This window comes from Bradyrhizobium sp. 17 (assembly GCF_023073515.1).
Classification (GTDB): domain Bacteria; phylum Pseudomonadota; class Alphaproteobacteria; order Rhizobiales; family Xanthobacteraceae; genus Bradyrhizobium; species Bradyrhizobium canariense_D.
The window spans coordinates 281,444-294,369 of sequence record NZ_JADPJQ010000035.1; the positions used below are offsets into that span (position 1 = coordinate 281,444).

The 12,926-nt window shown below is 65.3% G+C and carries 13 protein-coding genes; 7 read left to right on the plus strand and 6 right to left on the minus strand.

The features are described from left to right. Positions 1 to 87: 87 nt before the first annotated feature. Entirely contained in the window at positions 88 to 891 is an 804-nt protein-coding gene (locus IVB13_RS06275; protein ID WP_247488046.1) for an isocitrate lyase/phosphoenolpyruvate mutase family protein, read from the minus strand. A 56-nt stretch (positions 892 to 947) separates the two neighbouring features. Beyond that, on the minus strand, positions 948 to 1,856 hold the full coding sequence (locus IVB13_RS06280) for an alpha/beta hydrolase (protein ID WP_026232712.1): 909 nt from the start codon (positions 1,854 to 1,856) through the stop codon (positions 948 to 950). Between the two features lie 120 nt (positions 1,857 to 1,976). Between IVB13_RS06280 and IVB13_RS06285 the strand changes: the two genes are divergently transcribed. Beyond that, entirely contained in the window at positions 1,977 to 2,465 is a 489-nt protein-coding gene (locus IVB13_RS06285; RefSeq protein WP_231190451.1) for a MarR family winged helix-turn-helix transcriptional regulator, read from the plus strand. Between the two features lie 114 nt (positions 2,466 to 2,579). Beyond that, a complete protein-coding gene (locus tag IVB13_RS06290; RefSeq protein WP_026232713.1) occupies positions 2,580 to 3,035 on the plus strand; it encodes a hypothetical protein in 456 nt (151 codons plus the stop codon). 76 nt (positions 3,036 to 3,111) lie between these two features. Here the strand turns inward: IVB13_RS06290 and IVB13_RS06295 are convergent, their stop codons facing one another. From IVB13_RS06295 to IVB13_RS06310, 4 genes are all read right to left on the minus strand, one after another. Beyond that, complete coding sequence (locus IVB13_RS06295; RefSeq protein WP_018454312.1) at positions 3,112 to 3,534, minus strand: hypothetical protein; 423 nt, start codon at positions 3,532 to 3,534, stop codon at positions 3,112 to 3,114. Between the two features lie 22 nt (positions 3,535 to 3,556). Next, the gene (locus IVB13_RS06300; RefSeq protein ID WP_026232714.1) at positions 3,557 to 3,910 is read right to left on the minus strand and encodes a hypothetical protein; all 354 of its coding nucleotides are present in this window, start codon (positions 3,908 to 3,910) and stop codon (positions 3,557 to 3,559) included. 59 nt (positions 3,911 to 3,969) lie between these two features. Then, complete coding sequence (locus IVB13_RS06305; RefSeq protein ID WP_018454314.1) at positions 3,970 to 4,506, minus strand: hypothetical protein; 537 nt, start codon at positions 4,504 to 4,506, stop codon at positions 3,970 to 3,972. A 187-nt stretch (positions 4,507 to 4,693) separates the two neighbouring features. Beyond that, on the minus strand, positions 4,694 to 5,305 hold the full coding sequence (locus IVB13_RS06310) for a TetR/AcrR family transcriptional regulator (protein WP_018454315.1): 612 nt from the start codon (positions 5,303 to 5,305) through the stop codon (positions 4,694 to 4,696). A gap of 127 nt (positions 5,306 to 5,432) precedes the next feature. On the opposite strand from IVB13_RS06310, the gene IVB13_RS06315 reads away from it, so the two are divergent. From IVB13_RS06315 to IVB13_RS06335, 5 genes are all read left to right on the plus strand, one after another. Continuing rightward, the gene (locus IVB13_RS06315) at positions 5,433 to 6,662 is read left to right on the plus strand and encodes a cytochrome P450 (RefSeq protein WP_018454316.1); all 1,230 of its coding nucleotides are present in this window, start codon (positions 5,433 to 5,435) and stop codon (positions 6,660 to 6,662) included. Between the two features lie 139 nt (positions 6,663 to 6,801). After that, positions 6,802 to 10,425, plus strand: coding sequence for an AsmA-like C-terminal region-containing protein (locus IVB13_RS06320; protein ID WP_018454317.1), 3,624 nt, complete (start codon positions 6,802 to 6,804; stop codon positions 10,423 to 10,425). A gap of 326 nt (positions 10,426 to 10,751) precedes the next feature. Further along, on the plus strand, positions 10,752 to 11,870 hold the full coding sequence (locus IVB13_RS06325) for a DUF2336 domain-containing protein (protein ID WP_018454318.1): 1,119 nt from the start codon (positions 10,752 to 10,754) through the stop codon (positions 11,868 to 11,870). A 58-nt stretch (positions 11,871 to 11,928) separates the two neighbouring features. Continuing rightward, on the plus strand, positions 11,929 to 12,171 hold the full coding sequence (locus IVB13_RS06330; protein WP_018454319.1) for a hypothetical protein: 243 nt from the start codon (positions 11,929 to 11,931) through the stop codon (positions 12,169 to 12,171). Positions 12,172 to 12,440: 269 nt separating this feature from the next. Further along, complete coding sequence (locus tag IVB13_RS06335; RefSeq protein ID WP_085360657.1) at positions 12,441 to 12,926, plus strand: DUF417 family protein; 486 nt, start codon at positions 12,441 to 12,443, stop codon at positions 12,924 to 12,926.

Consider the following 12,926-nt stretch of genomic DNA (forward strand, 5'->3'; position numbering starts at 1 on the left):
CTGACCGTTCTCGACATCCATCCGGTGGATTGGAAAAGCGTGAAGCGGTCGGCGCAGAACACTGCGTCGAGCTGGTGATATCCGGGCTCAGGCATCCGGTTGCAGGAACGTGCCGTACTGCTTGGTCGCGGCGACCGCGGCCGCGGCCTGTCCGATCATCCGCATCGCGGCCATCATCGGCCACGGCCCGAGGCTGACCCGCCGAACGCCGACGCGAGCCAGATCCGGAAGTGCGGGAACGCCTTGTGTCACCATGATGTTGACCGGCAGAGGCGTGAGCTGAACCAACTTTTCAATGAGAGCGAGATCGGTGAGGCCGGGGACGAAAATTCCGTCGGCGCCGGCCTCGGCATAGACCTTCGCCCGCCTTGCCGCTTCGTTCATGCACTCGTCCGGCGATCCGAATTTCAGCAGGAACGGATCTGTTCTCGCATTGATGAACAGCTGAACTCCAAGATCTTTCGCGGCGTCGCGCACGGCCTTGATCTTGGCGGCATGGAGTTCGGGATTGACCAGTTGCCGCTTTCCCCCCGATAGCCCGTCCTCGATATTGATGCCGACGGCGCCGGCTTTCAAAATCTCGGTCGCCGATCTGGCGGCGGCCTCCGGGGTGTCGCCATATCCTGCCTCCAGATCGATTGAGACTGGAACTGACACGGCCGCAGTCATCCGCGATACGAGGCCGGTCACCATGTCGAACGGGACATTTTCTCCGTCGGCGTATCCAAGTACGGAGGCGACCGCGCCGCTGCTGGTCGCGATGGCCGGAGCGGTCTTCGCGATGGCTTTGGCGGTGGCGGCGTCCCAGGCGTTGAACAGGACGAGCGGATCGCCCTTCCTGTGAAGGGCATGAAAGGTCTCGGCATATTGATGTTGTGTCTTGGCGTCCATTGCGCGCACTCCAGATTAGAAAATCGAAGGATGTTGTGGGCCACCGCCCTCTGCGTTCAGTCAGGCGCGTGCGTCTTGAACCAGTCCATGATCAGGCCGGTGACTTCTTCCTCACGCTCGAGGTGCGGGAAGTGCCCGACATCGGGCAGGACAATCCGCTTGTGCGGCCCCTTGAACAGCGGCTCCTCCTTGACCGAGTACCTCGCTGTCGGATCGTTGCTGCCATAGATCGTCAGCGTCGGCGTGTGCATGTCATTGATCGGCAGCCGGCCCGTGAGCCCCGCATCGGTCAGGCCTCCGTAATATTTCAGCGCCGCGGCCATCGTGCCGGGCGAGCTGAGTGTCTCCTTGATCGAACGGATGTGCTCGGCATTGTTGAATGTCGGTGACCACAGCTTCCAGAGATAGTCGACAAAGGGGAGGCCCTCGGTATTGACCGCGGATTCGGCGCCGGGCAGCTGGAAAAAATAGACGTGGAAGACGGCTCGAACGAGCTCCGGATCCCGTCTGATGCTCGAAATTGTAATCGGGTGCGCGGTGTTCATGACCACGGCGGCCTTGATTGCCGATGGCGCCGTGGCCAGCGCCTGAAAGGTCGAGGTGCCGCCCCAATCCATGCCGACGACGCGTGCCTGTCCGTCGTCGCTCAGCGCCGCGATGAGGGCTTCGAGATCCTTGCCCAGTGCGATCGGATCGAAAATGCCGTCCGCCGGAATCTCGGTCGGCGCATAGCCACGCAGGAACGGCGCGACGGCACGATACCCGGCATCCGCGAAGACCTGCAGCTGCTTTCGATACGACCAGGCATTGTCGGGAAAGCCGTGCAGGAACATGACCAGGGGGCCATCGCCCTGTTCGAGATAGGCGAAGCGCACGCCGTTGGCCTGCACGTATTTCAAGGCGGGTTCGGTGCCCCTGGTATCCGCTTGGGCATTCGCTTGTCGTGCCGCGCTCCGAGTATTCATCGTCATTCTCCATGTGATCGAGCCCCGCGATCCAAATTATGTGCGGAGCGCACATATCGTCAAGTTGTTTTTTGTGCGCTCCGCACATATTGTCGGTGTATGGAAATTGGAATCGCAAATTTGCTGGGGGCGCTTTCGCTCGCCGTCATGGATCGGATCGAGCAGGGCGCGCGCGAGGTCATCGGCCGCGGTGGCGAGACCCCTGCGGCACTGGTCGTCATCGGCTATGGCCAGGGCATGACCAACGACAAGCTGCGGCGGATCCTTGGCCTGTCGCATTCAGGAACGGTCCGGCTGGTGGACCGTCTGGTGTCGGATCGGCTGGTCGAACGTCGGCCCGGACAGGACGGCCGCGAGGTTGCCTTGCACCTGACGGCGAAGGGCGCCGCAACCCGCAACGATTTGATGACTTCGCGGATTTCGGCCGTCGCGTCGCTTCTGGATGTACTGTCGCCGGCTGAAACGAAGCGCCTTGAAACGCTGCTCCATGAGTTGTTGGCTCGGCAGGATACCTCCGAGATGGATCGCTTCACGATCTGCCGCATGTGCGACGACAGCGCTTGTACGAATTGCCCCTTGCCCACGGACAAGGGCAAACGCGCTCGCTAGCGGGCGCGCTCGAGACTATCATCCGGCTTGGGCGCAACGCGCGTTCACATCGCGGAAAGGAACGTCCGGCGTTTCCCCACGTTGTCGGCCCACCAGCACAAGCCGGTCCATACGATGAAGAAGATCGCCACCATCCTTGTCATGCTCTGTGCCTTTCCGGCGGCCGCCCGCGCGGACAGCTGGAGTGGCTATCGCATTCCCGAGACCGGGACCAGCGTCGATATCCCTTCGTCCATCTTCACCGAGCAAGCCGGCCGGCCCGACGGCTATGGCATGCAGTACCGGACCAGCGACGGCCGTGCGGATTTGACGGTGCAGGCCGTTCCCAATGACGGCAGCTCACCGGCCGCTTTCCTGGCGCGGAAGAATCCGCCGCCCGGCATCACCTACAAGCGCATCACGCCGCGCTTCTTCGTGGTCTCCAGCACCCGGGGCGGCAAGATCTGGTACGACCGCTGCAACTTTGGCCGCCGCTACGTGCATTGCGTGCTGATCAACTATCCGGCCGCCGAGAAGCGGCAGTGGGATGCACTCGTGACCCGCGTCAGCCGCACGCTGAGCGGCGGTTGATCCGTTCACCAACGAAAAACCTGCTCACAAAGAAAAACTGCCCGCAGGTTGCGGGCAGCAGTCTCGTGAGGATGGTTCAGCGCACGTTGGTCGATGTCGTCGACATGGTCGGCTTGGAGCCCGGCACGTGCGACATGGTCTTGGTGGTCGACCCGACCTCCTCGCCCGCCTTGACTTTCGTGCGGGTGTGGGAGCGGCTGAACGTACCACCCTCATGCGCCTGCGCGCGCGCATTGGAATTGAGCACCGGACCGTTGCCCTTGTTCATGCTGGTGCCGGACTGCGCCTTGCCGTTGGCAGACGCGGCGCTGCCGCCCGCTGCAATCGACGAGCCGGTCTGTCCGGAGCCCGACGTCGACGTGCCGCCGGTGCCGAGCGTGCTGGCCGAGGTGCCGCCGGCCGCGGCCGAGCCCCCGGTGCCGCCGGTCATGCTGGTTTGCGCCGACAACGGCGAGGCGGCGGCGAGCAGAAGTGCGACCGACGAGGTCGCGATCAACATTCTCATCTGTGAAATCCTTTTGCTAGGGCGACGATGTCGAGATGGTGCAGCCGTTGACCGTGACGGTGCTCGCGCTGGTCGAACCCGGGCCGCCGGCCGTCGAGGACGAACTCGACACGTTGCCGCCACCGGCCTGGACGTGCACCGACGATCCGCCGGCCGAGCTAGAGCTCGACAGCGAGCCGCTCGATGAGGTCGAGCCGGTGGTGCCCGAACCCGATGACCCCAGCGCGGTAATGCTGCCGTCGGGATGTTTTTCCACCGTGACCCGGCAGGTCTCGCCGGACGCGGTCTTGCCGGTTTTCTGCATGGTTTCCCCCGCAGCGGCGCTGCTCATCAAAGTCAAAACTGCGATCGCAACGATTGGTCTGTTCATGCCAGTCCTCCTCAGGAAGGACGAAGGAGCGGCATTGCTGCCGCTCCGCCGGCCGGATGTCAGTCCTTGTCCTTCTTCATCTCGTCCTTGTGGTGGCCTTTGCCCTTTTCCATGCCCATGTCGCTGGCATGTCCCGCGGAGGAGCCGGCCGCTCCCACGGTCGAGCCGCTCTTGCCGCCGCCGGCCGACGAGCCGCCCGTGCCGACTGTCGATGCCGAGTTGGAGCCGGAGCCTGCCGCAGAGCCGCCGGTGCCGACGCTGGACGAACTCTTGCCGCCACCCGCCGACGAACCACCGGTGCCGAGCGTCGAGGCCGAGCCTGAGCCGCTGCCGGAGCCTGCGGCGGAGCCGCCGGTGCCGATCGACGAACTGCTGGTGCCGCCGCCCGCCGACGAGCCGCCGGTGCCAAGCGTCGAGGCCGAGCCCGATCCGCTGCCCGAACCCGCCGATGAACCGCCCGTGCCTACGGTCGAGTTGCTGGTGCCACCGCCGGCTGACGACCCGCCAGTGCCGACCGTCGAACTCGACTGCGCCACGGCGAGCGCGGTACCGGCCAGCAGCGCAGCTGCGGCCGCAGACAATTTCAGAATCCTCATCGCTGTCTCCTCGAATGATCAAATTGCCAAAACAGGCACGGGATAAAGTGGCAAGCTGCAGAAACGTTCCTTGGATCGGTATGAGGATGTGGAAAATGCGCGCGAGAATTGCGACGAGGTTCCAGCGGCGCGGCGCGCCGATGCCGAGCGGGAACAGCGAAGCGCGACGATCTGAAGAAAACAAACGCTACTTCAACGACAATCCCGTCCTGCGCCGCAGATCCGTGATCGCGCGCAGAAAACTGTCGGCCGGCGTCGTCTCCGGATCGATCAGGCGGTGCAGGCGAAAGCCGTCTTCCAATGCCAGCACGACGGAGGCCATCCAGGGGGGATTGAGCGTGTCGCCCTTCGCGTTGCTCTTCAGCGTTGCCTCGATGATGTCGGCGACCAGCTTGCGCCGCGCGCGCAGGCGCTTTGCAAGCTCCGGTCGGCGCTTCTCGGCGCGGGCGACAAACAGGATCATCTCCATGTGGAGCAGCGGCGAGCGGCCGAGCGGATCCTGCCTTGTGCGATCCATCGCCTTCAGCGCCGCGATGAAGTCGTCGAGATTGTCGTGCTGCGCGAGGATGTCCATGTTGCGCCGGATCGACTGCGCGACATGCTCCTCGAGCATGGCGATAATCAGCTCGTCCTTGCTCTTGAAGTTGGAATAGAACGCGCCGCGGCTAAATCCGGCCGCCGCCGCGATCGCCTCGATGCTGGCGCCGCCGATGCCGTCCTGCTCGAACACGCGCGCCGCCGCCTCGAACAGCCTGTCGCGCGTGTCGTCCCTGGTCGGCCTGGTTCTCACCCTTGACATCGGGGCAGTTTAGGGCAAAATGCAACTCGATACAACAATGTATCGAGTTGATAATTCCGGGATGGTTACGCTGCGCAAGAGGGGCTGCGGCGTATGCGATTCATGCGGCAACCGATATGAGGTCACCATGAACGAGCACGTGCAGGGCACCGGCGGTCCGCTGTTCAACCCGCTGTCGCCGGACTTCATCCGCGATCCCTATCCGCATTATGACCGGCTCCGCGCGATCTACCCGATTCACGTGACGCCGTTCGGCCAGTTCGTCGCCAGCCGCCATGCCGATGTCAGCCTCGTGATGCGCGACAAGCGTTTTGGCAAGGATTTCGTCGAGCGCTCCAAGCGCCGCTATAGCGAGAAGATCATGGAGGAGCCGGTCTTCCGCAGCATGAGCCACTGGATGCTGCAGGCCGATCCGCCTGACCACACCCGCCTGCGCGGCCTCGTCGTGAAGGCCTTCACCGCCCGCCGCGTCGAGGACATGCGGCCACGCATCCAGGAGATCGTCGACCAGACCATCGATGCCGTGATCGACCGCGGCCACATGGACCTGATCGAAGACTTCGCCTTCCGCCTGCCTGTCACCATCATCTGCGACATGCTCGGCATCCCCGAGGACCATCGCGAGACTTTCTATAACAGCTCGCGCGATGGCGGACGGCTGCTCGATCCCGTGCCGCTGTCGCCGGAGGAGATCGCCAAGGGCAACGCCGGCAACATGATGGCGCAGATGTATTTCCAGCAGCTGTTCGAGCTTCGTCGCAAAAATCCCGGCGACGATCTCATTACCCAGCTGGTGCAGGCCGAGGAAGACGGCAACAAGCTCACCAACGAGGAACTGACCGCCAACATCATCCTGTTGTTCGGCGCCGGCCACGAGACCACGGTCAATCTGATCGGCAACGGCCTGCTGGCGCTGCATCGCAATCCGGACCAGCTCGCGCTTTTGAAGGCGCGGCCGGACCTGATGGTGGGCGCGATCGAGGAGTTTCTGCGCTACGATTCCTCGGTGCAGATGACCGGGCGGGTCGCGCTGGAGGATATCGACGATCTCGGCGGCGCCAAGATCCCCAAGGGCGAGACCGTGCTCTGCCTGCTGGGCTCGGCCAACCGCGACCCGGCGGTCTATCCTGACCGGCCCGACCGGCTCGACGTCACCCGCCAGAATGTGAGGCCGCTGTCGTTCGGCGGTGGCATCCATTTCTGCCTGGGGGCCCAATTGGCCCGCCTCGAGGCCGAGATCGCCATCGCCACGCTGTTGCGTCGGCTGCCCGACCTGCGCATCGACGACGTCGAAAACCCCGAATGGCGGCCGACCTTCGTGCTGCGCGGCCTGAAGCGGCTGCCTGCGAGCTGGTGATGGCTGCCGGCGTTAACCTCCGCGCGCAACAGTCGCTGTGACTTCGCCACACTTCCCCCTATATAAGGGGCTGTTCCGGTACGTCTGAGGCCCTGCGGCTCAGGCAAGGCCCGCATCCGGTTTGGCCGAGGGGAGACCCGTGCAGACGACGCTGCTCGGATTGGCGATTGCCTTTATCTTAGCGCTGCTGGCCGCTCTGATCGGACCGTACTTCGTCGACTGGAACCAGTTCAGGCCCCAGTTCGAAGCAGAGGCCGGCAGGATCATCGGCGTGCCGGTGCGGGTGGCGGGCGAGCTCGACGCGCGGCTGTTGCCGGCGCCGACGCTGCGGCTGCGCGCGGTCACCTTCGGCGGCAACAACGATCTCGGCCGCCTGCGCGCCGACAAGCTCGATGTCGAATTCAGCCTGAGCTCGCTGATGCGCGGCGAATGGCGCGCCACCGAGCTTTCGGTCAATGGCATGGCGGTCGATCTCGGCCTCGACGCGCGCGGGCGGGTCGATCTGCCGTCCACCGCGAGCGGGAGCTTCAATCTGGCATCGCTGGCGATCGAGCGGCTGAATCTCACCGGTCGCATCGCCCTGCATGATGCCGCCAGCCATTCGACACTGGAGCTCAACGACATCGCTTTCTCCGGCGATGTGCGCTCGCTGGCCGGCTCGGTCCGGGGCGACGGCAGTTTTGCCCTCAGCGGCGTGCGCTATCCGTTCCGCGTCTCCTCCGGCCCGAGCGCCGACGGCAATGCCACCCGCCTCCACCTCAACATCGATCCCGGCGAGCGCGCGATCCTCGCCGATCTCGAAGGCGTGCTCGCCTTCGACAACCGCCTGCCGAAATTCGAGGGCGCGCTGACGTTCGCCGTGCCGGCGCCGAAGAAGCCGGGCGAGGCGGGGCCGATGCCCTGGAAGCTCACGACGAAACTCAAGGCTGATCCGGCCGGCGCCAAGTTCGAGCAGGTCGACGCCAGCTTCGGGTCCGAAGACTCCGCGCTGAAGCTCGGCGGCGTCGGCGATATCAGGTTCGGGGCTTCGCCGCTGCTGCGTGCGGTGCTGTCGGCGCGCCAGGTCGATGCCGACAAGCTGACCGGCAAGGACGAGCCGCAGCGCATCCTTCCGGCGCTCCGCGCAGGCCTCGCCGCAATCCCGCAGGCGCCGATCCCGGCACAGATCGAGTTCAACTCCGACCAGATCATGCTCGGCGCACGGCCGCTCCAGAACATCACGGCCGAGCTTGCGACCGACGGACGATCCTGGACCTTCCAGCGGCTCGAGCTGCGCGCGCCGGGACAGACGCAGCTCTCGCTCAACGGCGCGACGCCCGGCGCCGACAGCTTCAGCGGCCGTCTCAGCGTCGATTCCTCCGATCCCGATACGCTAGTGGCCTGGCTCCAGGGCCGCAGCGAGGTCAACCGCCGCAGCACGCGGCCGCTGCGCCTTGCCGGTGACGTGACCATCGCCGCCAACCATTTCGCCATCGACAGGCTGAAGGCCGAGATCGACGGCGGCGCGGTCGAAGGCCGCATCGCTTTCGTCCAGACCGGCGCGAGCAAGGGCTCGCGGATCGACGCGGAGCTCAAGGCCGACCGCCTTGACCTCGATGCGGCCGCAAGTTTTGTGCGCGCGCTTTCGGGACCGCAGGGCGAATGGCCGGAGGAAGCGAAGCTGTCGCTCGATATCGGCCGCGCGATCTCGGCCGGGCAGGAGCTGCGGCCGTTCACCGCGAAACTCGGCTACGGCCCCGCATCGCTCTCGCTGGAGCAGTTGCGGTTCGGCCAGGCCAGTGGCGTGACCACGGAAGCAAGTGGCAGCTTCGACCGCGCCAAGGCCACGGGCAAGCTCGCGCTGAAATCCTCCGCCAATTCGCTGCGCGATCTCACTGCACTGCTCGAGCCGTTTGCGCCATCGGTGCGCGCGCGCTTCGACGCCATCCCGTCGCTGCCGGCTGCGACCCGCCTGAAGCTCGACCTCAGCCTCGACAAGAACGCCGAGCACGCCGATCGCAACGACGCGCGCGCTGTCCTCGAACTCGACGCGCCGCAGCTCAAGGCCACCGCGACGCTGGCTGCGCAGACGCCGGTGGCCGCCGTCAACGGCATCGACGTCGACCGCTTGCGCAACAGCGACTTCACGCTGGACTCGAAAGTCGCGACACCGCAAGCCAGTGCACTGCTGGCGTTGCTCGGGCTCGATCGCGTGGTGGCCGCAGGCGAGGGCGCTTCGCAGTTCGAAGGCCGCTTGAGCGGCGCGTGGCGCCATCAGCTGCAATTGAATGCCAAGCTTAGCGGCGGCGGGCTGGATGCGGACGCACAAGGCAACGTCGAATTGTCGGAGCCGAAAGGCAGCGTAAATTTGCGCGTGCGCAACGCCAATCTGGGGCCGCTGTTCGGGACCAGCCCGGCCGATAAATCGGTGCAGAGCGTCAATCTGTCCTCGCGCGTCGGCCTCTCCGGCAACCGCCTGACCTTCAACGATCTCGAGAGCACCCTGGCCGGCTCGCATTTGCGCGGTCATCTGGCGGTGACGCTCGATCAGGAGAAGACCGTCGACGGCGAAGTCGGCCTCGATACGCTCGACCTCGTGCCCGCGCTCGCGATGGCCATCGGCGCGGCCGGACACGATGCCAATGCGCCGCTGAGTGCCGGGCTTCTCGGCGGCTGGCGCGGCCGCGTCGCCTTCCAGGCGTTGCACGGCACGTTGCCCGGCGGCATCGAGCTGCGCCCCTTCGGCGGTACGGTCCGGAGCGACGGTCAGTCGCTCGCGCTCGACGCAATGAAGGGCGGCGTCGGCGGCGGCGAGATGTCGGCGAGCCTTGATGCGCGCAATGGCGCCAATGGTCTGACGCTCAACGCGCGCATCGAGCTCGGCAATGTCGACGCGGCGGCGCTGCGCTACCGCGACCTCGCGCTGCCGAAGGGACGAGCCTCGGCGCAGATGGCGCTGACCAGCCAGGGCCGTAGCGTCGCGGCGCTCACCGGTGCGCTCGCCGGCAACGGTACGGTGACGCTCGAATCCGCTGAAATCTCCGGCCTCAATCCACGCGCCTTCGAAATCGCCATCCGCGCCAGCGACGGCGGCCAAATTGCCGACGACAATCGGCTGCGGCAGCTGGTCGAGCCCGCGCTGTCGGCGGGTCCGATTGCAGTGGCCTCGGCGCAGATCCCGTTCACGATCCGGGACGGGCGCCTGCGCGTCGGCGCAACGTCGCTAGAGGCGAAGAACGCGCGTGCCATCGTCTCCGGCGGTTACGACATCCCCGCCGACCAGGCCGACATCCGTGCCAGCCTGACGCCGATCATGACCGGGCTCTCCGGCGCGCCGCCCGAAATCCAGCTGTTCGCGGCCGGTCCCCCCGACAGGCTCAATCGCACCGTCGATCTTGGGCCGCTGTCGTCGTGGCTCGCGGTACGCACGATCGATCGCGAGACGCGCCGGCTGGACGCCATCGAGCGCGGCGAGCCGCCGCCGGCCACCGCCGCGTTGCCGACGCTGGTGTCGCCCGAACCGGCGCCGGAGCCGTCGCTCACGGATGTGCCGATGCCCGGCCGCGATCCGCGCCGTGCGCCGCCGCCGAAGCCCAAGTCCGATATCAGGGTTGCGCCGACGCCAAAGGCGCCGCAGGCCGCTCCCGCGGCACCAAGCCCGCCGCTTGCAAGCACGCAGATCGCGCCGCTGCCTCCGCCGATCGACGTCAGGCCGGCCCCGGGCCCGCCGCCCGCAAAGCCCAAGCCAAAGCCGCCGCTGGTGCTGACGCCGTCAAATCCGTAGGCGATAGTCCGTCATGCCCGGGCTTGTCCCGGGCATCCACGTTCTCCGTCCCAGGCGGTGAGACGTGGATGGCCGGGACAAGCCCGGCCATGACGCCGGAGAGACACCCTCACCCCAACCCTCTCCCGCAAGCGGGAGAGGGGGCGCAGCTTCCTCGTGACGTACCGGTAAACTCATTCTCTCGCTTTTTATCGAATTTTCCGCGGCAAAACTGATCTGCCGACTTTACCGGATTCTCGCGTTTGTTCCCTAGCCTCTGTTCCCAGAGGAACTCGGCGTCCTGCCGGCACAAGCAGGATGGCCAGCCAAGAACTGGGGTCATCGGGATGAACGGCGCGACAACACTTCTGCAGGATCTGGACGACGCAATCGCACGCGGCACCGACGAAAGCCGGACCAAGGCGTTGTGGCATGCGACCGACATTCTGATCACCGGTCGCTACAGCGACGACGAGATCAGCACGTTCGGCGAAGTCATCGGCCGGCTCGCCGACGAGATCGAGGTCGCCGCACGGGTGCAGCTCTCCGAGGTGATGGCAGCCTGCGATCACGCTCCGCTCAATGTCATTGCGCAACTCGCGATCGCCGACGAAATCGAGGTCGCCGGTCCCGTGCTGCGCGATTCCAATCGTATCGACGAGAAGCTGCTGGTCGAGAGCGCCATGACCAAGAGCCAGTCGCATCTGCTCGCGATCGCCCAGCGCAAGTCGATCGGCGAGGCCGTCACCGACGTGCTGGTCAAGCGCGGCGACCAGGAGGTCGTGACGTCGGTCGCCAAAAACGAGGGCGCGCGCTTTTCAGGTTCGGGTCTGCTCCACATGGTCCGCCGCGCCGAGGGTGACTCGATTCTCGCCGAGCAGCTTGGCCTGCGCAAGGACGTGCCGCGTCACATCTTCCAGCAACTGATCTCGAAGGCGTCGGAGGACGTCCGTCGCCGGCTCGAGCACGAGCGCCCGGAAATGATGGCGCAGATCCAGAGCTCGGTAAGCGACGTCACCGGCGATCTGCAGTCCAAGTTCGGCCCGTCCTCGCGCAGCTATTTCGTTGCCAAGCGCGTGGTGACGACGCAGTACCGGCAGGGCAACCTCAACCAGGACTCGATCTCGAACTATGCTCGCCAGCACCGGTCCGACGAGGTGCAGATCGGCCTGTCGCTGTTGTCGTCGCTGCCGGTCGACGTGATCGAGCGTGCGATGATGGACCGCAATCGCGAGATGATCCTGGTGCTGTGCAAGGCGCTCGACTTCTCCTGGGACACCACCATGTCGCTGCTGTTCCTCGGCGCCAAGGATCATCTGATCACGGCGCGCGAGCTCCACGACAACGAGCGCGATTTCGGCAAGCTCAAGATCGAGACCTCGCGCAGCGTCTTGAAGTTCTACCAATCGCGCAAGACCGGCACCGATCCCGTCACGGGTCGTCAGCCCGAGCTGCAGGTGCACTGAGCGGTACACCGAACAGGTACACCGAGCATCATCCGGGAATTGGCAGGGAGTATTTTCAATGTTGCCTCAATTCGGCACCGCAGTTCGCAAGAAGAACCTCAACAACGCCGCAGCCGGCGAGATCGGCGGCGGAGCAGCGGACCAGGCCTCGGTCGATGCGGCATGGCTCGTGCTGGAAGCCGCCAACGACCTCGGCGACCATGCCGCGATCGAGGCTTGCCGCCGCGTCATCGACGCCGAGCTGAACGGCACGGCGGCCGGCAGCGCGGATGTCGATCTCGTGCTCGGGTATTTCAGGTAGACTCCGCGGGCGTCCGCTCCATCCGCGCGATAGCGGCTGTTTCCACACCGTCATTGCGAGCGCAGGGCACCGCCGTCGCTCCTTCAACGGCACATTAACGCGCCGACAGCCCCAGACCGGGCGGCCATCCCGCGAACACGCGCATCGCACGCAGCTGTGATCTCCGGAACCGGCCGACGCGGGTAACGACCGAAGCTCCCCTTCGTACAGCCTTCAGCGAGCGTAGTCTCGCAGAGCTGATGGATGTGAAACCGGGGAGACATGGTCGGATGAAAGAGTTCAACGTCGCTGAGGTCGGGGGCGGTTCCTATCGTCCTCTTGCCATTCTGCGCTGGGTCATGGTGATCATCTTCGTATCGTTTGGCATGCAGAAATTCACGCCGCAATCTGCGCAGGGCATCGCGCAGTTCATCAGCAACAGCCCGTTCATCTCCTGGCTGTCGGTGTTCGGCCTGAGGGGAGAGGCCTATGTCCTCGGTGTCGCTGAATTCGTGATTGCGGCGCTGCTCGCGGCAGGCAGCTTCAGCCCGGTTTCGTCCGCCCTCGGTTCATTCATGGGCATGGTGACCTTTGCGATCACCTGGTCGTTCTTCTTCACGACGCCCGGTGTGGTCAAATGGAGCCTTTCATCCGATCCGATGGCGTGGAATCTGACCGGCGAATTTCTGTTCAAGGACATCGTCCTGCTGTGCGTTTGCGCGGTGTTGTTTCTGGCCTCCCTGCCGCAATCGGTTGTCCGGCTGCGCACCGGGTGA

What these genes read in the sequence shown, in the direction of transcription:
- IVB13_RS06275 (WP_247488046.1), bottom strand. Translation starts at nt 891, where the DNA reads ATGGACGCCAAGACACAACATCAATATGCCGAGACCTTTCATGCCCTT.
- IVB13_RS06280 (WP_026232712.1), bottom strand. Translation starts at nt 1,856, where the DNA reads ATGAATACTCGGAGCGCGGCACGACAAGCGAATGCCCAAGCGGATACC.
- IVB13_RS06290 (WP_026232713.1), top strand. Translation starts at nt 2,580, where the DNA reads ATGAAGAAGATCGCCACCATCCTTGTCATGCTCTGTGCCTTTCCGGCG.
- IVB13_RS06295 (WP_018454312.1), bottom strand. Translation starts at nt 3,534, where the DNA reads ATGTTGATCGCGACCTCGTCGGTCGCACTTCTGCTCGCCGCCGCCTCG.
- IVB13_RS06300 (WP_026232714.1), bottom strand. Translation starts at nt 3,910, where the DNA reads ATGAACAGACCAATCGTTGCGATCGCAGTTTTGACTTTGATGAGCAGC.
- IVB13_RS06305 (WP_018454314.1), bottom strand. Translation starts at nt 4,506, where the DNA reads ATGAGGATTCTGAAATTGTCTGCGGCCGCAGCTGCGCTGCTGGCCGGT.
- IVB13_RS06310 (WP_018454315.1), bottom strand. Translation starts at nt 5,305, where the DNA reads ATGTCAAGGGTGAGAACCAGGCCGACCAGGGACGACACGCGCGACAGG.
- IVB13_RS06315 (WP_018454316.1), top strand. Translation starts at nt 5,433, where the DNA reads ATGAACGAGCACGTGCAGGGCACCGGCGGTCCGCTGTTCAACCCGCTG.
- IVB13_RS06325 (WP_018454318.1), top strand. Translation starts at nt 10,752, where the DNA reads ATGAACGGCGCGACAACACTTCTGCAGGATCTGGACGACGCAATCGCA.
- IVB13_RS06330 (WP_018454319.1), top strand. Translation starts at nt 11,929, where the DNA reads ATGTTGCCTCAATTCGGCACCGCAGTTCGCAAGAAGAACCTCAACAAC.
- IVB13_RS06335 (WP_085360657.1), top strand. Translation starts at nt 12,441, where the DNA reads ATGAAAGAGTTCAACGTCGCTGAGGTCGGGGGCGGTTCCTATCGTCCT.